General features: G+C 42.6%; 21 protein-coding genes. 8 read left to right on the forward strand and 13 right to left on the reverse strand.

The features are described from left to right. Window positions 1-9 precede the first annotated feature (9 nt). Window positions 10-465, forward strand: a complete 456-nt coding sequence (locus H9630_RS14185) for a GtrA family protein (protein ID WP_191716148.1) — start codon at window positions 10-12, stop codon at window positions 463-465. 262 nt (window positions 466-727) lie between these two features. Then, window positions 728-1,873: a CapA family protein gene (locus tag H9630_RS14190; RefSeq protein WP_191716149.1), complete on the forward strand. Its 1,146-nt coding sequence runs from the start codon at window positions 728-730 to the stop codon at window positions 1,871-1,873. Window positions 1,874-2,113: 240 nt separating this feature from the next. On the opposite strand, the gene H9630_RS14195 is transcribed toward H9630_RS14190, so the two are convergent. After that, window positions 2,114-2,665: an alpha/beta hydrolase gene (locus H9630_RS14195; protein ID WP_191716150.1), complete on the reverse strand. Its 552-nt coding sequence runs from the start codon at window positions 2,663-2,665 to the stop codon at window positions 2,114-2,116. A gap of 315 nt (window positions 2,666-2,980) precedes the next feature. Between H9630_RS14195 and H9630_RS14200 the strand changes: the two genes are divergently transcribed. Both H9630_RS14200 and H9630_RS14205 read left to right on the forward strand, forming a co-directional pair. Continuing rightward, entirely contained in the window at window positions 2,981-3,193 is a 213-nt protein-coding gene (locus H9630_RS14200; RefSeq protein ID WP_191716455.1) for a helix-hairpin-helix domain-containing protein, read from the forward strand. A 49-nt stretch (window positions 3,194-3,242) separates the two neighbouring features. Continuing rightward, on the forward strand, window positions 3,243-4,085 hold the full coding sequence (locus tag H9630_RS14205) for a DUF4097 family beta strand repeat-containing protein (protein WP_191716151.1): 843 nt from the start codon (window positions 3,243-3,245) through the stop codon (window positions 4,083-4,085). A gap of 102 nt (window positions 4,086-4,187) precedes the next feature. On the opposite strand, the gene H9630_RS14210 is transcribed toward H9630_RS14205, so the two are convergent. Together H9630_RS14210 and H9630_RS14215 are read right to left on the reverse strand one after the other, a co-directional pair. Continuing rightward, window positions 4,188-5,246 (reverse strand): acyl-CoA dehydrogenase family protein, encoded by a 1,059-nt coding sequence (locus H9630_RS14210; protein ID WP_191716152.1) that lies wholly within the window; start codon window positions 5,244-5,246, stop codon window positions 4,188-4,190. 29 nt (window positions 5,247-5,275) lie between these two features. After that, window positions 5,276-5,806: a DUF4242 domain-containing protein gene (locus H9630_RS14215; protein ID WP_191716153.1), complete on the reverse strand. Its 531-nt coding sequence runs from the start codon at window positions 5,804-5,806 to the stop codon at window positions 5,276-5,278. A 132-nt stretch (window positions 5,807-5,938) separates the two neighbouring features. On the opposite strand from H9630_RS14215, the gene H9630_RS14220 reads away from it, so the two are divergent. Then, window positions 5,939-6,388 (forward strand): winged helix-turn-helix transcriptional regulator, encoded by a 450-nt coding sequence (locus H9630_RS14220; RefSeq protein ID WP_191716154.1) that lies wholly within the window; start codon window positions 5,939-5,941, stop codon window positions 6,386-6,388. 65 nt (window positions 6,389-6,453) lie between these two features. Here the strand turns inward: H9630_RS14220 and H9630_RS14225 are convergent, their stop codons facing one another. From H9630_RS14225 to H9630_RS14235, 3 genes are read right to left on the reverse strand one after another with little or no spacing between them, the layout of a single operon-like run. After that, window positions 6,454-7,215, reverse strand: coding sequence for an ABC transporter permease (locus H9630_RS14225; RefSeq protein ID WP_191716155.1), 762 nt, complete (start codon window positions 7,213-7,215; stop codon window positions 6,454-6,456). Between the two features lie 6 nt (window positions 7,216-7,221). Further along, the gene (locus H9630_RS14230) at window positions 7,222-8,181 is read right to left on the reverse strand and encodes an ABC transporter substrate-binding protein (RefSeq protein ID WP_318248001.1); all 960 of its coding nucleotides are present in this window, start codon (window positions 8,179-8,181) and stop codon (window positions 7,222-7,224) included. 15 nt (window positions 8,182-8,196) lie between these two features. After that, window positions 8,197-8,967 (reverse strand): ABC transporter ATP-binding protein, encoded by a 771-nt coding sequence (locus tag H9630_RS14235; protein WP_225218574.1) that lies wholly within the window; start codon window positions 8,965-8,967, stop codon window positions 8,197-8,199. Between the two features lie 248 nt (window positions 8,968-9,215). Here H9630_RS14235 and H9630_RS14240 point away from each other — a divergent pair, with 248 nt between their 5' ends. The 3 genes from H9630_RS14240 to H9630_RS14250 all read left to right on the forward strand — a co-directional run bounded on the left by H9630_RS14240 (window position 9,216) and on the right by H9630_RS14250 (window position 11,751). Beyond that, window positions 9,216-9,593 (forward strand): YidH family protein, encoded by a 378-nt coding sequence (locus H9630_RS14240; RefSeq protein ID WP_191716156.1) that lies wholly within the window; start codon window positions 9,216-9,218, stop codon window positions 9,591-9,593. A 46-nt stretch (window positions 9,594-9,639) separates the two neighbouring features. Next, window positions 9,640-10,857, forward strand: coding sequence for an EAL domain-containing protein (locus H9630_RS14245; protein WP_191716157.1), 1,218 nt, complete (start codon window positions 9,640-9,642; stop codon window positions 10,855-10,857). Window positions 10,858-10,926: 69 nt separating this feature from the next. Beyond that, a complete protein-coding gene (locus H9630_RS14250; protein ID WP_191716158.1) occupies window positions 10,927-11,751 on the forward strand; it encodes an STAS domain-containing protein in 825 nt (274 codons plus the stop codon). A gap of 77 nt (window positions 11,752-11,828) precedes the next feature. On the opposite strand, the gene H9630_RS14255 is transcribed toward H9630_RS14250, so the two are convergent. The 7 genes from H9630_RS14255 to H9630_RS14285 all read right to left on the reverse strand — a co-directional run bounded on the left by H9630_RS14255 (window position 11,829) and on the right by H9630_RS14285 (window position 18,479). Further along, a complete protein-coding gene (locus H9630_RS14255; protein WP_191716159.1) occupies window positions 11,829-12,671 on the reverse strand; it encodes a YitT family protein in 843 nt (280 codons plus the stop codon). Window positions 12,672-12,950: 279 nt separating this feature from the next. After that, entirely contained in the window at window positions 12,951-13,814 is an 864-nt protein-coding gene (locus H9630_RS14260) for a PPK2 family polyphosphate kinase (protein ID WP_191716160.1), read from the reverse strand. Between the two features lie 193 nt (window positions 13,815-14,007). Further along, on the reverse strand, window positions 14,008-14,445 hold the full coding sequence (locus tag H9630_RS14265) for a VOC family protein (protein WP_191716161.1): 438 nt from the start codon (window positions 14,443-14,445) through the stop codon (window positions 14,008-14,010). Window positions 14,446-14,473: 28 nt separating this feature from the next. Next, on the reverse strand, window positions 14,474-14,974 hold the full coding sequence (locus H9630_RS14270) for an SRPBCC domain-containing protein (RefSeq protein ID WP_191716162.1): 501 nt from the start codon (window positions 14,972-14,974) through the stop codon (window positions 14,474-14,476). Window positions 14,975-15,109: 135 nt separating this feature from the next. Beyond that, the gene (locus H9630_RS14275; RefSeq protein WP_191716163.1) at window positions 15,110-16,234 is read right to left on the reverse strand and encodes a zinc-dependent alcohol dehydrogenase family protein; all 1,125 of its coding nucleotides are present in this window, start codon (window positions 16,232-16,234) and stop codon (window positions 15,110-15,112) included. Window positions 16,235-16,268: 34 nt separating this feature from the next. Continuing rightward, a complete protein-coding gene (locus H9630_RS14280; protein ID WP_191716164.1) occupies window positions 16,269-17,723 on the reverse strand; it encodes an aldehyde dehydrogenase family protein in 1,455 nt (484 codons plus the stop codon). A 189-nt stretch (window positions 17,724-17,912) separates the two neighbouring features. Continuing rightward, on the reverse strand, window positions 17,913-18,479 hold the full coding sequence (locus H9630_RS14285; RefSeq protein WP_191716165.1) for an MEDS domain-containing protein: 567 nt from the start codon (window positions 18,477-18,479) through the stop codon (window positions 17,913-17,915). Between the last annotated feature and the right edge of the window lie 5 nt (window positions 18,480-18,484).

An 18,484-nucleotide genomic window follows, 5' to 3' on the forward strand; every position in this document is an offset into this window, starting at 1 on the left:
AGGAGCCTCATGGGAAACAACGAAAAATCAAAAACTTCTATCCAAACTTTGCAGTTTACGATTATCGGTTTATCGAATGCGGCGGTGGATATCGGTTCGCTCAATCTATTGCTGCTGCTGCACCCAACTAACCATAACCTTACTTTGACGATTTTCAATACTGTTGCCTATTGCTTAGCGGTGGGCAATAGCTATATCTGGAATTCCATGATTACATTTCGTTATGCCGCACGTGGAAGTTCCAAGCAGCGCTTCGGCTTTATCCTGCAGGGCTTGTTCAGTCTATTGATTAATAACAGCGTTTTCTTGGTATTTAATTTCTTTTTCCAATTCATTGGCATGCCAACATGGATTCGCCATAATTCAGCAAAAGCTTTGGCAATGTTCGCTTCCTTTACAGCCAGTTTCTTTATGATGAAGTACTTTGTTTTTGAAGAACAGCCAAGAAGAAACCATCGTCCATAAGAAGCTACACCCAAACGCCTATCGACATTAGATAGGCGTTTAGCGCAATTCTCAGAAATAGGAGAGACAATCGGTTTTCAAGCAATGCTCGCATAAAATAATCCGCTTCACACATATGGTTAAAACTTCAATTTCGTAGTATTCTGTATGTAACGATTATCTAATAATTTTATTATTGGTAAAGATAAACAGATGGAATTTATTTGACTTTTACTCAGGGACATTCCGCTCGCCATCTTATTAACTTCAAGGAGTGAAATCAGTGAATTCCCGCAGAAAATATATTATTCCATCCATAATTGCCGCAGCGCTTTTTCTAACTGGGTGTGCCACCGAGCAGACCTCCGTTGCCGATGAAAACCACGAGCTTGTTTTTGAAGGCCGCAAGCTACCAATTGCCACCTCTCCTTCGGAAGTGGGCTTGACTGCGTCTGCGACATTGTCAGCAGTCGGAGACATACTCATACACGAACGCGTCTATAAAGATGCCTTAACCGAAGAAGGCTATGATTTCAATCCTATGCTCGAAACAGTGAAACCTTTCATGGAACAAGCGGATATTACCGTCGCCAATTCGGAAAGTATAATTGGAGGAAGCGAAATCGGCCTCTCCACCTATCCTGCTTTCAACAGCCCTTACGAAGTGGGAGATGCTTTAAAGCAGGCAGGCGTTGATGTCGTGACTCTCGCCAATAACCATACACTCGATCGTGGAGTTCCAGCCATTGAAAATGCTGTCCGTTATTGGGACCAAATCGGAATGGTCCATGCTGGCTCTTATTTATCCGCTGATGACCGCTCGGCAATCGCTTTGATGACGCGAAATGATATCACGTTTTCTTTCTTATCCTATACCTATGGAACGAATGGAATCGAGACACCCGCTGGCAGGGACTATTTGGTTAACCGGATTGATCCGGCTATCATTCAGCAAGATTTGAAACGCGCACGAGAGAAATCAGATGTAGTCGTTTTAAACCTTCACTTTGGAGTAGAATATCAAAAAATGCCAAATGCCGAACAGATTGAACTGGCACAGTTTGCCGCTGAAAATGGAGCCGATATTATACTCGGGCATCATCCGCATGTGCTGCAGCCCCCTGAATGGATTGACACTGCAGATGGCCGCAAAGTGTTCGTGGTTTATTCTCTGGGGAATTTTCTGTCTGGCCAAGATGAACCGGACCGTCAAATCGGCGCGATTCTCCATCTTGATATTGAAAAAAAAGTGACGGCTGATTCAACTGCCATCACCATTCAGAATCCAGCTTTTACACCAACATTTGTCCGAAGCTCAAATGAAAAAGGCTATCACGTGGATTTATTGAAAAACGTTGATCCCGCTTTAAACACAGTCACCAAAAATCATCTCTCCACTTGGATCAGCGATCTTCAGTTTATTGAATAAACACATAGAGCCAATAGCTCTATGTGTTTTTTTATAAAAACAAACGGGGTTTGAACTCCTTTATAGTTCGGGTATTTGATATTATCATTAAAAAGGTGGGATGGTTATGCGAATTTCCTGTATGGGCAGCCTGCTCATTTCAATTATTCTCTCGATTATTTTGACGATTTTATTGAACCTGCTGTTTTTTTAGACAAAAAAACAAACCCGCCCTCTTAGTCATGAGAGCGGGTTTGCTGATCAGTTCCTTCGAATTTCGTCCACCAGCTCCTGAAGGCCTTCCTGAAAAACATGATCATTACCGGGGATTTGCTTGATGGTTGCGCTTGGCAGATTTTCCATGTATTTTTCCAAGTGTTTGAAAGGGACCGTGTCATCTCCAATACTGTGGAAAAGAACAACATCCGGCAAAAGTGAATTTCGGGAAACAAAATCTTCCGCCAAAGTAAAATCTTCTAATTGCCAATCTTCATCCTTTCCCCAAAATGGTGCGGCCACCGAAATGAGCTTTGCGAATGACTTGCCCATTTCTTCTTCAGATAAGAATTTCAATAAAGCCGACCCACCGATGGAATGCCCGACCAAAACGGCTCCATCACCCAAAGAAGCAATCTCTTCCTTTAATCTTTTCTTCCAGTTTTCGTACTTTGGGTCTTCCGGGTTTGGCATGGCTGGAGCACGTACTTCATAAGCTGTTCCTAATTCGTTTCGCAAATAGTGCACTAAGCCCCAACTCCCCTCCTGCTCACCTTGAGGGCCGGCGCTGTGAATGAACAAAACCTGCTGCACCATCGCAGCCACCTCCTTATCTTTTCTCCTGTCAGTACATCAAACTGCTCACCCAAAAGATCATTTCACTACTTGTTTCTCCGTTACCCGTTTTTTCAAACATACCTTTCTTGCACCATTCCTGATAAAATAGCGGTAACGAATGGTGCTGGAAATACAAAGTCATAGAAGAAGTATTCGACGAAGCCGCTATAGAGTTCATCTCTGAACTGATCGATCATAGGGAAGGAAAGATTTATCCATTGCCTTCCTCAACGCTTGTCTCGAATATGGCGTCAACCTATGTGCAGCACTCATTAAATAGGAGGTGGAATTGTGATGAAAGGAAAATCATCTGACACAGTGCACGACTTCCCAAGCACCATCGGCAAGCCGGCAAAGCGGGCTTTACTGGCAGCGGGCTATCTACACTTGCAGGATTTGACCTCTGCTACTGAACAGGATTTACTGAAACTGCATGGCTTCGGACCAAAGGCGTTGCGGATTTTGCGCGAGACTCTTGCTGCCCAAGGAAAGAGCTTCAAATCGTGAATGCCAGTTCCCCCTCGCTCTTAAGATTTGAATAAAGGAGAGGTCATTTATGAGGAAATCTGGAAGAATCATTTTATTGATTGTCTTCTTTTTACTCTTGGCCATCGGATTAATCATCTTCTTATTCAACACCTTTACTGCAAGCGGCAGTTCACAGGAAGTTTTTTTCGATGAAGAAATCCGTGACATCACCATCAAGGTTGAAAATGCGAATGTCATCATGCTCTCTTCTGAAAACGAAAGCACCACGATCGAATTGTCCGACAGCAACAATGACTCCAAATTATTGACCCAACTTAAGGGAACGCAGCTTACTGTTGAAGCCAGAAGCAACTCAAGTTTTTTTGATTTTGGCTCTTCCAATCCCCCCGTCTTAACGGTCCATATTCCTTTAGCCAACACCACGATTCTCAAAGTCAATAGCGGCGACGGCAATTTGAATCTGGCTGATATCGGTCCCTATGAATTCGAAGCATACACAGCCAATGGAGATATTGCCATACAAAATGTCTATGCCAAATATTTCTCAGCAGAAACAGCGAATGGCTCGATTTTCATGAAAGACAGTGCAGCGCAAGGGATTTCGGCAAACTCTTCAAATGGCGATATCCAACTGGAGAATATAACTTCAGACGTAAATTTAATCGCCCACTCCTCCAATGGCAGCATCGAAATGAAAACTGAAATGCTGAATTCTCCTATCGAGTTTACAACAGATAATGGAGATGTCACTATTCATACAAAAAACAAACCCACGCAAGGTTATGTTCAAGCGAAAGCTTCAAATGGCATGATCGACATTTTCGGGGATGATTCCGGGAATGTGTCATTTGGCGGGGAGTTCCCTAAGCTAAAAGTGGATGTTGTGAATGGTGATATTGTCATGGAGTAAAGAATCTTATAGTCCTTTGGATGATGCCAAATTCAAATCAGAAACCAGATGAAAACCGCCGATGAAATCAGTATCGATTTCATCGGCGGTTTTCTGCACAATCTATAGTTGGCGCAGCTTCTCCAAATGCTTAATAGTCGGGGTCAGGTTCGCAAAGAAATAGGCTTCCCGCATCCGTCGAGACGGTGCACTGTCCTGGATATAACCTGCGCTGCCATTGTGCAGCATGCTTGCTTGGACCGCTTCCAATGTTAGATACGCGGTTTCAAGCCGAAGGCCCGCAATGTCTTTCCAGTGTATGTCTTTTTGATTCAGTAACTCGCTTATTTTCCCTTTCAAAAGCATTTCTTTTTGCTGCAGTTCATTCGATTGTGTCTGCAAAAAGCTGTTGCAGCCATTCTGCTTTTTGCTGACTTTATCAATCGATTCGATGGATGCTTGAGTGACTCCAAGGCCAAGTGGAATCTGATACGAGATAAATGCGGGACGTATTTTTTCGACATAGCTTCCCGCATCTTCAGAAACAATCCACGTGTTTGGAATAAAGACATCTTTGAATGAACAGGCATAGGTTGCACTGCCATTCACTGCCAAGTAATTCACTTTTTCCTTCATGCTCAACCCATCAGTTCCACATTGGACTAGACCCATAATTTTCTTGTTGTCGTTCACTTTTGCTACAAAACCCATCCAATGGCCTTCACCAAGGTTTGAAACAGAAGGAAGAATTCCCGAAACGGTATAACCTCCATCTGTCGATTCTGCTTTCAGATGAAGTTTTTCAAGTCCTGCAAAATGCTTCATCGGATTGGACAGTCCTGTCGCTCCAAGCACTTGGCCACTTTCCAATGAAAATAAAAGCCTTTCTTTCAGTTGTATATTTTCCGTATTCCGAAGATATGTTAGAGCAGCAAGATGGCACCAAAGACAAAAAGCGGTTGTCATACATACTCGTGCAACACGTTCCACCAATTCCATTTCATCAAACAAGAGATCCTTCTGTGATTTCCCATCAGATGACAACAAGCCAGCCTGTCCGATTTTCTTCAGAAAACCTTCAGCATAAAAAGCTTCCGTATCGATTTTCTTCACATAAGGCTTTAACTCCTGCTCAATTATCTGTTCAAGCGTTAAAGTGTTTTCCAATCCGCTTTTTACCATCTCAACCAACTCCTGCTGTTTGTTTTTTCTTAGTTTGACTGAATTTCAGTAATAGAATCAATCGGTGTTTTTACTGCTTCACGAGCGCGTTTAACGGCAGCTTCATCCGGAGCATCGTAGAAGCAAAGGCATTTGGACATATCTTCACAGACATAGGTTCTGGAGAATGCCACTTCCGGTACCTCTTCATAGTGGACTGAATTCTTTTTCTTTCTTGCTAAATATTGATCCATTGTCAAATCTTCAGGCAAATTCCATTCCACTAGATAGTTGATGACATCGTTGCCGGATTTTACATCGTCCAATTCTTTACCGACCAAACGTACATCCTTTACTAGTTCTGCAGCGATTCCTTCATTTTTCAATACGTTAACCGCTGTCGACTGGTCAGTGCCTTCAATGATGAAGAATGAACGCGCGAAATCTTTTGATACTTGAACTTCAATCAATTCAGCAGAATTTTGTTTCAATTGTCCCTGTAAAGCAGTCACCTTCTGCTCCAATTCTTCTTTATTCGAAACGACTTCTTTTAATGATGATTCAATAAGATATAATGTCATGCTAATCCCTCTTTTCTTTTTTTGGAAGATTCTCTCTTCTATTAAGTAATATTATTATACTTAGTTAATTAAATCAACCTTGTTCACTTTTATTTAGCTTATGTTACTATATAAATTAAAGGGGTGCTGAATATGAAAACAAGATACAATTTGCCTTGCAATATCGCCCAATCATTAAATATCATCGGCGATCGCTGGACTTTATTGATTATCCATGAAATTTTAATTGGTCAACAGACCTTCAATAACATTAAGAAATCCTTGGATGGCATATCATCCAATCTTTTATCTGAACGGCTGAGAGAGTTGGAAGAAGAAGGAATAGTCGTTTCCGAACTCTATTCTGCACATCCGCCTCGCTATCAATACTCCCTAACCGAAAAAGGCAAAGAACTGGAGCCTGTTTTTAATGCGCTAGTCGTCTGGGGAAGCAGTAATCTGGAGAAATGCTATAAGACATTGGTAGATCCTGCGACTGGTGAAGAGCTTGAAATCGGCTATTACTCGAAAAAAACAGGTGAACGGGTAGAAACAATTCAGGTCAAGTCAGTTGAATACGAATTGCAACAGAATGGAGAATGATCCTCTCCATTCTGTTTTTATTTTCCATGCCAAAACTAGGAATCAATCAGACGAATTAAATTTACTTATGCGGTAATTCCATATTGTTTACCCACCCACCGCTCCAGCAAGCTGATTAAGCGATCCAGCAAGAACCCACAGACTCCTATAAAAATAATACCTGCCAGCACATAGTCAAGGTTCAGCGTATTCCGAGAATCCACTATCAGAAAACCAAGCCCGGATTGTGCACCAATCATTTCGCCGGCAACAAGGAATATCCAGGCCGTGCCTAGTGCAAGACGCAAACCACTCACCACAGCCGGAAAAGCGGCAGGAAAAATAAATTTATACATCAGCTCCCAATTGCGGATTTCCAAGTTCTCTGCAATTTTCAAATACGAAGGGTTGATTTTTTTCACTCCTGCTACCGTTGAGAGCAGGACTGGAAAGAATGCAGCAATAAAAATAATGGCGATTGCCGGCATATTTCCGATTCCGAACCATAACACAATAAACGGAGACCAAGCGACCGGAGCTACCGGGCGAAGCACTTGGACAATCGGGTCGATAAGCTGCCAAATTTTTGGAGATCTCCCCAAAAACATCCCTAGTAGAATTGCGGGAATCGCAGCCATTAAGTAGCCTGCTGCAAATCTACCCAGGCTTACCTGCAGGTGGACAAAAATGATGCCATCAACGATCAAGTCAATAATTGCATTGCCAACACTCAATGGGGAAGGAAGCAACGCTTCCTGATAATCCCCTATCCAAATCACCGCTTGCCAAATGAATACAAGGATTGCCATTCCAATGGCGAAATTCATAAGCTTCTTCATCACATTCATCTGCTGTCACATCGCTTCATCAATATAAGTATTGTCTACAAAGTCTTCGAAAACAGGAGGATTTTCCATCAATTCCATTTCAAGAACAAAATCACGCAATGTATTATATTCATCTTCTTCAATCCGCAGATTTTCAAATGATATCCAGCCAAGGGAAAGTTCAAGCACTTCTCTTTCCATCTTCATGTATTGGCTAAACGCGCCATAAACCGCTTCATCCTTCTTCTCCGCATGCTCCCCGGACTCTACATATTGGCTAACCAGCGATTGCGTAGCTTTCGGCTGACGTTCCATAAACTCCTGCCTTAACACTAAGACACAGCAATAAGAATCGGCCCATATCTCATCAGAATGGTGAAGCACTTTACCGATTTCATTTTCTACGGCCAAGGCGCCGAAAGGTTCAGCAACTGCATAACCGGCTATCCGCTTTTCCGATAATGCAGCCGGCATTTCGGCGGGGGCCATCTCCACTATATTGACATCCTCGAGTGAAAGACCTTCTTTTTTCAACATCTCATACAAAAGAATATTATGGCTCGAGTATGTGTGGGGAATTGCAAATGTCTCCCCTTTCAGATCTTTTGCACTTTCAATTTCCTCAGCTGCAATCACGACATTCCCGTCTTTATGGCCGAGTGCAACAGCTTTCAAATCAATGCCTTTTTCTTTAGCTTTCATCGCCAGTTCAACCAATACCGATGCCCCGTCTATCCGACCTGTATTTAAAGCATCCATAAGATCTGGCCAGGAATTGAATTTGACCATTTCAATTTCATACTCCCCGTACTTCCCTTCTTCCATATGTTCATCCATATAAAGAGGCCCGGCGTGCGTAATGGGCAAGTAGCCGATTTTGATAACTGGCTTCTCTACTGCTGCCTGCATCCTTGCTTGCCCACAAGCCGATAAAAAAAACAATAAAGTAACCATTAATAAAGACAAGATGATTTTTCTTTTCTTCACGCATCCACCTCTTCCCTAAATGTTGTATTCAGGAGCTATTAATTCCGTACTCAATTGGAATTCGTCCAGAATTTTTCTTCTGAAATACTGAAAATCAGCATGCGTTCGGCTTCTTGGTTTCATCTGAGTAATTGTAATTTCCTTTTGAATTCTGCCAGGATGTGAACTCATTATGATTACGCGATCTGATAGATACACCGCTTCATCAATATCATGAGTGACAAGAACAATAGTTGTATTCTTCTTCTTTTGGATACGCAGCAACTCTTGCTGAAGGTTATAGCGATTAAACGAATCTAGTGCAGCAAACGGCTCGTCCATTAAAATCACATCAGGTTGAATCGCTAAAGCTCTTGCAATTGCCACCCGCTGCTGCATTCCGCCTGACAATTCATGCGGGAACTTATCCAACGAATTCTCAAGGCCGACTAGTTTTAAGGCATCCATGACGCGTGCCCACTTTTCCTTTGGCTTCAATTTCTCACCTTCAAGTCCAAGTTCTACATTCTTCAGCACCGAACGCCAAGGCAATAAATTAATTTGTTGGAAAAGCATTACACACGTCTTGGTCGGTTTTAAAACCGGTTCACCATTATGCCGGATTGATCCTTTGTCTGCTTTTTCAAAGCCTCCGAGGATATTCAACAATGTACTTTTTCCGCATCCGCTTTTCCCGAATAAAGTGACGATTTCTCCTTTCTTCACATGGAATGTTGCCTGTGAAAGGACCTTCACCTGTTTTTCTCCGGAACCGAACGACTTATCAACATTTATTACTTCCATCATAGGAATAGCTATTTTCAACACCTCTTTCTCAATGCAAATAAACCCTATCAACTTAGTATGCTTTAAGTCATCTTAATATACTGAATATAAAAAAACAACCCACTTTTATGATTTGCCAGAAAATTAATCACCCCATTATTCGAAATTTCTTTTTATTCCTCATTCCTTTATACTTAAAAGATCATCAGTTTTTCCGATTTCGGATTGCCGAATTTCTGAAACCACTTATTTTCGGGAGGAGAAATGAAATGTCGCGACAATCATATCGAAAAGAAAAAAATCAGCTGATGTACACTCAACAGCACCTTGCCAATGAACGCACTTATCTGGCATGGATCCGGACTGTTATTTCAATTGTCGGCGTCGGTTTTCTGGCTACAAGCCTGCATTTCACGATGGGCGTGACGCGCAATCAATTTGTCGATGTCTTTACCATCGCTCTCGGCATTTTTGCCTGTATTTTCGGGCTCACTGTTATTTTTTCAGCAACACAAAATTATAAAAAGAAACGCCAGCAAATCATCAACGAGACCTTTACACCATCAAATATGCACATCACATTGATTTCATCAATGTTGGCAGTCATGATCATCATGGTCATCATTTATTTCTTTATGATCATGTAGGCTGTCCATTGATGCTTTACAGATTGGCAGCAAAGGAGAACAAATTATGGACCCATTAGATATACTCGAGAACTTAGATAAAGTAAAACCTGCTTTCCAACCGATTGTCAGTGCAGTTAAGCATACTGTTATTGGCTATGAAGTTTTGGGACGGTTCCAAGTTGAGAACGACTGGAGCAGCTTGGGTGATTTTTTTCAAGACAATGATGTTCCGGATGAATACAAAGTAGAAGTCGATCAACATTTATTGAAGTTGGCGATTAGCCGTATGCTCGATTCCGGCAATGAAGGACTGCTATTCATCAATCGCAACGCCCGGCAATTGATGATCAACAATGGGGAAGATTTTTTGAAAACGCTGCAAGCGTTTGTGGAGAAGGGTTTTGCCATGGACCGGATCGTTCTTGAAATCACTGAACATGACTTTGATGAAGACTTTGATCAACTGGCGCATTTATTGATTTACTATAAAACCTACGGCATACAAATTGCCGTTGATCATGTAGGAGCAAAAAGCTCCAATATTGACCGGATCCGCCAACTCAGACCCCACATCTTAAAAATTGATACCAGTTTTGTCCGAAATGTTAATTCAGACGTGTTCCAAGACGTCATTCAGACATTGTCAGTACTGGCACGCCGCATCGGAGCTAAGCTGTCTTATGAAAATATTGAAGACGATTACCAATTGTATTTTGCTTGGAAACACGGCGGCCATTATTACCAGGGGTTCTATTTGGCTAAACCTGATTTTGACTTGCCGATAAACGGTGCCATGTCACTTGATGTGGGAGATAAGATTAAGGCTTTTGTCCAACGGGAAAAATCGATGGTGGAAGGGCGCTATGCTTTTGTAGTGAGCCGTGAAGAAAAAGTAAAAAAATTGATTTCCAACTGGCACGGACCTGAAAAAGCTGATGATTTTATTGAATTGGTCTCCGAGGCTTTCGATGAAGAAAGTTTCCGTTTGTATATCTGCAACAGCGATGGGCAACAAGTGTCATCCAACTTCAGAAAACACAATAAGCAGTGGGGATTTGAACGGGATCAAATTGGGTCTCATTGGGCATTCCGCCCTTTCTTCCTGGAAAACACGATGCAGATGAAAACCTGGCATAAAGGGATATTATCGGACATCTATTCGGATATTGAAACAGGTGAAATAATTCGTACATTCAGTTATCCTTTATCAGAGGACTGTTATTTATTCGTTGATATCAGCAATGATTTTTTGTCCGAATCAGACTACCTGCTGTTTCAATAAACGATTTGATATTAATTAGAAAATCATCATAGCAGTTTGTTAGATTTGAAAGAAAGAAGGAGAAAAGAAATGGCACACTCTCTGCAGAATTCTTTAGAGCTGCAAATTTTTTTTGATACCCATAATCAAGAATTTGAAGATAGCCTCTTAATAGAGGCTGTGAACGTCAAAGATAAAATTGAGGAAATTTTATCGATTGGCAACATTGATTTGGTGACGAACGCCCATAAACTGGTTATTTATATTATTGATGGACAGGAAGCAGAACTGGAATTATTCGCAAAACAAGAAGGAATTGCATGGGCAACTCATTCGATTGAACTTTCATTCAAGCTCGAATGGGTGCAAGCCATTCGCCGTACTTTATGGAAATTCATTGAAAAGTTCAATCAGGATGTTCCAGCAGGAAAAGACATGGATTTTTTCCGCATGGAAAAAGATGTTAACACGCGAATCGACTCATTTTTGAATTCTTTTTTCCTGAACTATTCTACATACAAAGACACTTTGTTGAAGGCACATCGCCAATTGGTTGAAAACCTTTCAGTTCCCATCATCCCGATTAACAGTACGGTCTGTATCCTGCCGGTTATCGGTGCAGTCGATGCTCAACGGGCCTCGATTATCGAAGAAAAAGTGTTGACTGAAATAGGAAAACTGCAGATCCAGACATTGATCATCGATTTGTCCGGGATTGCTGAAATGGAAGCGCAGGTCATCCACCACTTGATGAAACTTATCGATGGGACAAGCTTAATGGGGTGCAGCACAATCATCACAGGATTGCGTGCAGAAGTAGTCCGCCAAATGATTCATTCAGGGATGAAATTCGACGAAAAAACGAAAACTGCTGGTACCCTGCAGCAAGCACTGAAAGAATACTTGATTTTCTAGCACTGGTTAAGCTCGGTTTCATTAAAATAAAAACCACCTTTTCTGTAAGCTCGGCTTACAGAAAAGGTGGTTTTTCGTTACATCGGAAGTTTCATGAAGTTATCGTCTTTTCTGAAGTTCCCCATGACTTCCATCGTTTCGCTGATGCTGACAAATGCTTTCGGGTCAATGTTTTTAATCAATGGCCGTACAAAAGCCAATTCATGGCGGCTGATTACGCTATAAAGCACTTTTACTTTTGCCGATGAATAAGCCCCCTCACCATCAACTACGGTGATGCCGCGGTAAAGGTTATCAAGCAACTCTTTTTTGACTGCTTCGCCTTGATTGGTCACTACCATCAAGCTTAGCTTAATGTGGCGGGTATGGACTCGGTCGATCACCAAACCGGTGATGTAGATGGAAGCCATCGTATACATCGCCAATTCCCATGAAAAGATAAATCCAGATACAAAAACCACAGCACTGTTCAAGATAAATACCAAGGTTCCAAGCGGAATATCGCGCTTCATCGACAACAACAATCCAATCACATCAAAACCGCCGGTCGAGCTGTAGAAACGGATGATAAGCCCAATGGCCACTCCTGCCACTACTCCTCCAAAAACGGATGACAGCAATGCATCTTCCGTCAACTTGACTACTGGAATGTACAGCATTGAAACGGATGTCACGACTACAGAAAACAGGCTATTGGCGATGAACGTCTTGCCCAGTTTCATCCAGCCCACAATCAGAATCGGGATATTCAAAATAATCATCCAAATCCCGGCATTCAAAGGCGTCACTAAGCCCAGCATCATCGCAATTCCCGTTACTCCGCCCGCCAGTATTTCGTGGGGCAGCAAAAACATATTAAACGCAAATCCAAGCACTATTGAAGAAATAAAAATAATCATTAATCTCGTCCATTTATTCATGTCCATACTCCATTCTTAAGGATATTCTTAATCATTCTATTTTGTTCAAGCCACAAAAAAAGGCCGTGCAGAGGCACGTCACCTTAAGAGCATTTATTTTTATGTAATCTTACTTTGCAATAAAAACTACGTGAAAAAGATAAATTGTTCTTTTTATAGTGAACCAACGTTTCATATTATAGTAGCTTTATGGATACAAATGCAAGCCTTTCTTCTTTTGGACACGTTCTTTTCACATATTAAAAAAGGACTCGGAATGACAATTCCGAACCCTCTTAGTTAATCCTCTTCTTCCAGCTTGCGTATCGCTTTTTCCAGTTCTTCTTTTTCCTCACCCGTAATTTCGGGGTACTGCGGATCGATTTGCTCCAAGGTTTTGACCATCACTTCTGATATGATATAGCGTGAAAACCATTCATCGTCGGCAGGAAGGGCATACCACGGCGCATACTCAGTCGACGTATGGTTCAACAGATCTTCGAATATTTCTTGATAGCCGTCCCAATGCTCACGTTCTTTTACATCATTGAACGAAAACTCCCAGTTTTTCTCCGGGTTTTTCATGCGTTCAAGCAAGCGGTTCCGCTGTTCTTCAAAAGACATATTAAAAAAGAACTTCACTACGGGGAAACCGTTCTCCCCCATATAGCGTTCAAAATCCGTAATTTGGCGATAACGGACTGCCCAAATATTCTCGTCAATCAGTTCGTCCGGAAGCGGTGTCTCTCCGAGCAGGTCATGAACCCTTGGTGCAATTACTTCTTCGTAATAGGATCGGTTCAAGACACCGATTTGCCCTCTAGATGGCATGCCTTCCTTGAAACGCCATAAGTAGTCATGGGCAAGTTCAGTGTCTGATGGTTTTTTAAATGACGTCACTTTCAGTCCCTGTGCCGTCAAGTTCGAAAAGATGTATGTAATGGCTTCATCTTTCCCAGCAGCATCCATCGCCTGTAGCACCACTACAATTCCTTTCTCTTCTTGAGCATGCAGTTTCATATGCAATTCCTTGAGCTTTTCAAGACTTTCCGGAATTAATTTTTCTTTCAGTTCTTCTTCACTGTATTTATCTTTTTCTGTCGTGGGATAATCAGAGAGTTTGATCTTCTTGTCTTTTTTTACTAAGTATTTATCGGTATCCATGGTCATCCTCCTTCGTGCTTTTTGTAGCTTTAGCTTGATTGGCTGTCCCTTTCTTCCATACCCTCATATGTGAAGACTCTAACACACTGATACAGAGGATCCTTAAAACAGAAAAAAGTTTCTTCACCTCCTGCTATCCAAAAAAAACTGACAAAAAACCGCAACCCTTGAAAGGAGTGCGGTTTACAAAAATCTATTCCATCTCCCCTTCCACGGAAATCTGCCAGTCGATTCCGAAACGATCTGTCAAATTCCCATACAATGGACTCCAAAACGTTTCCTGCAATTCCATGATGACAGTGCCGCCCTCAGCCAACTTGCCGAATACGGTTCTTGCTTCCTCTATGTCGTCATAAAGGATAGTAATTGATACATTGTTTCCTTTTTTGAATGGCATGCCCATTCCGGGAGGCACATCTGAAATCATTAAGGTATTGCCGTCATTAAAATTGATCTGCGCATTCATGACCATGTCTTTTGCTTCTTCCGGCACCTCACCACCACCCATATCAGGGGCTTCGCCGTATGTGGATATTCCAGCCAATTCTCCACCAAGGACCTCCGCATAAAAATGAGTAGCTTCCTGTCCCTCGCCTTCAAAGTTCAGATAGGGAAAAACTTTTGTAATCATTAGAGTTCCACTCTCCAAAAATCAGATTTTATTCGGATGGCTGAAGCTTAGCCAGATAGGCTTCAAGTCGGTCATAAGTTTGGGACATGCCCTCTACAGCCTGCATATCGATTACCTTTTGCAATTCTTCTTTTGAATCGAACTTCGTGCTGGAACTAACTGTGCATCCAGGTCCATCGGAAGAAAAAACCATCGTAATCAGCATTTTCGGCATACCATCAACTTCGTTTCCCTGCTCATCGGAAAAAGCATCGGTATAAACCAATTTGTTCGGCGGGTCGACTTCTTGGTAAATGGATTTCCCCCAGGCTTCCTGTCCATCCGGCGAGCGCATACAATAATGCCAGATGCCGCCTGGTTTGACATCCATTTTATAAACAGCTGTTTCCCAATCAAACGGTCCCCACCAACGAACAAGATGATCAGGTTCTGTAAACATTGAAAACACCAGATCTTTTGGCGCGTCAAACGATCTTTCCATCAAAAGTGCCAACCCCTCAACTCTTGAAGAAACCTTATTTGCAGACATGGTAAATCCTCCTTGTTTGTACTTGCTCCCTTGGCTCTGCGGCAGCAGAAACTCGGGCTGCCTCCTTTCTTATTTTCTATCCCCGTTGCGAATTTCATTTGAACAGGCGAAAAATACTGCCGGTAATCGAATCAGTTAAAACTTAATGATGATCCGTGAAGATTCGCCTTTTGCCAAAATATCGAATCCTTTATTCACTTCATCCAAAGTGATAAAGTCCGTGATTAATTTATCGACAGGCAGCCGGTCTTCCTGAAACAGATTCATATAACGCGGAATATCCCGGCTCGGCACACAGCTTCCCAGATAGGATCCCTTCAATGTGCGCTCTTCAGCGGTCAGCGACACATATGGAAATGAAAATTGATGTTCCGGATGAGGCAAACCGGTTGTTACAGTAGTTCCCCCTCGTTTGGTTATCCCATATGCGACTTCCATTGCCGGTACGGCACCTGCTGTTTCAAAAGCATAATCCAAGCCCCCGCCTGTCGCTTGACGTATCTGTTCAATGACATTTGGGTCTTTGGAATTGAAGACATCGGCAGCCCCCAATTCTTTTGCTTGCTTCAACTTGGTTTCGTTGATATCCACGGCGACAATCCGGCTCGCCCCAGCAGCGATGGCCCCCAGCAGTGCGCTCAGCCCTACCCCACCAAGTCCGACCACTGCGACTGTGCTGCCCAATTTAATACTTGCAGTATTCACTACTGCACCAACTCCTGTTATGACAGCACAACCAAACAATGCCGCTTTTTCAAAAGGGATGTCTTTGCTTATTTTAATGATGGAATTTCTTGAAACCACTGCGTATTCCGAAAATGCAGAGACGCCTAGATGGTGGTTGATGGTTTCGGATTCCTTATGAAGACGCTGCCCGCCACCCAGCAATGTCCCAGCTGTATTGGCAGCGGCCCCTCGCTCACATAAAGCTGGGCGTCCTTCCCGGCATGGTCCGCATTGTCCGCAGCTTGGAACAAAGACGCAGACAACATGATCTCCCGGCTCCAAATCCGTAACTTCTTGCCCTATGTCAACGACCACTCCTGCCGCTTCATGGCCCAGCGCCATCGGTACCGGCCGTGGCCGGCTGCCATTCATCACCGATAAATCGGAATGGCACAAGCTGGCCGCCTTTATTTGAATCAATACTTCGTCTTTTTCCGGTGAATCCAATTCCAATGTTTCAATCTTTATTGGCTGGCTCTCCTCATAAGGGACAGATGCCCCAATTTCACGCAGTACCGCTGATTTCACTTGCATATTGCCACCCTCTCCTCCGCCAAATTTTCCAAACTCATTGCTGTTTCAATTGCATACTGACTAATTTCAATTCTGTCATGTCTTCAATAGCACGATACGTCTCTTTTCGTCTCATGCCACTATTGTTTACACCACCATATGGCATTTGATCATAACGGTTGACTGCCACTTCGTTGATCCAGACTGCCTCCCTCCCCAGAACATCAGCCACACGCACCGCCTTTCTGATGTCTGCTGTGAATACGGCTGCATATCTGTCTAAGTTCAACTCCGTGATACCAGTCAGGGCTTGTTCTTCTTTATCGAAAGGCATGACACTGACAACCGGCGCCAGCATCTGTTTACTGACGACTTTCATACGGATTGTCGCATGACTGATAAGGGTCGGTTCCATCACAGCTTCACGCCGGTTCCCCCCGGTTAAAAGAGTCGCACCTTGTTCAATAGCTTCCCTCACCCAAGCCATCGCTTTTTCAGCGGACTCTTTGGTGATCATCGGGCCTATATCGGTTAATTCATCCAGTGGATCACCAATTTTAAGCGTTTTCACTTTGGAAGACAGCTTATCCAAAAATTCCATATAGACAATCTCCTGTACGTAAACCCGTTGAGTGGATACAAAGGATTGTCCGGCAAACCTAAATCCGCCAATGACGACTGCATTGACCGCCGTATCCAAATCAGCATCATCAAAGATGACATTCACGACTTTCGATTCCGTCTCCAGTTTCAACTTTTTCCGTTTCACCATTTCCTTCACTTTCCAACCCGTCTCATCTTTCCCGGTAAAAAACACTTTTTTTACTTTCGGATGAGTCACCAATGCTTGAGTTAGGTCCTCTCCCACTCCCAGAACGATGGTAAAAGCTCCCTTCGGCAATCCGGCCTTTTCGAATAACCTGTACAGATATATGGAAGAACGTGCCGTTTTTAATGAAGGCCTAAAGACTACTGTATTTCCTGCTGCTATTGCTGGCGCTATATGATAAAGCACAAGGTTGAGCGGAAGATTAAACGGCATGACAATGACCACTGTTCCGATTGAAACCCGCTTCGACATGCCGAGTCGGCTTTCTGCACCTCCCGAACTTCCCAAAGGAATCAATTCTCTGTAGATTGACTGTGCTCCTGTCGAAGAAAAAAGCAGCACTTGAATGGCACGTTCCACTTCCTGACGGCTTTCTTTAACGGTCTTGCCAGTTTCGTTTGACAGGAGATGTATAAATTCATCACTTTCAGCCTGCAGATATTCGGCTGTTTTCTTCAATATTTCAGCCCGCAGATGAGCAGGCACTTTCTTTATATTCATACTGTATGCACGATGAGCGCCTGCCACTGCATTCCTTGCATCCTCAGGTGTAGCACAGATAATCTTGGAAATGATTTCATGGGTGAACGGATTAACGCCCATCAATTTACTGCGGCCATCTTCAGGCAATTCCATACCGTTTATGATGGAAGAAAGACGGTTATTTCCAGTTTCAGCCATTGTGGCTCCTCCTTTCTTCGTTCCACCAAACTTCGCCTTTATTCCCAAGAACAATTTTCATTTTTAAGGTCTTGTTACTTAATATAGTATGCCCTTTTGTATAATTGTCAATATTCTGTCAATATTTTTTGCGACAAAAAACCTTTCCTGATAATAAAATAAGGAAAGGTTTTTCTGTTTGTATTGATGCTAAATCGCATTTATAGAAATCGATGAAAAGTCATCGTCTGTCATAAGAAATTTATGGGAGTTCATCAAAATTTCCTTGAGTGAATCTGAAACCCTTGGCGCATCGTAGGCACATACCGAAACGGCCTTGATTTGAGGAACAAGCTGATCCACAGCACTTTCATATTCCTTGATCTTCTGTTTAATCTCCGTTTCATCCCGCCACTCGACGTGCCCCCATGTACGGAAGCTCAAATTTTCTTCCATAAAAGGGCTGACCAAATCTGAAAAATAAGCAAGAATAGTAGGAGGATGAAAGTTCCCCTTCCGCCAATAAAAGGTGAAATTATTGACGAAATGAATATTCTTTAGCTGTTCTTCTGAAACGAGGTCCTTCACACGCTTAAAGATGATCGGATACAAACGTTCGCTTTCGACGAATAGAACCTGATCTCCATGTTCAATTCCTGAAACGATATAAGAAACAGCATTATCAATATACCGCTCCAGTTCTTCCACATAATAAAAAATATGGACACCTTCAGACTTTTTTAAAATGTCCTGAATATCTGCAATTTCTTTTTTCAAATGGC

This window comes from Planococcus wigleyi (assembly GCF_014836985.1).
In the GTDB taxonomy this organism is placed as follows: Bacteria; Bacillota; Bacilli; order Bacillales_A; family Planococcaceae; genus Planococcus; species Planococcus notacanthi.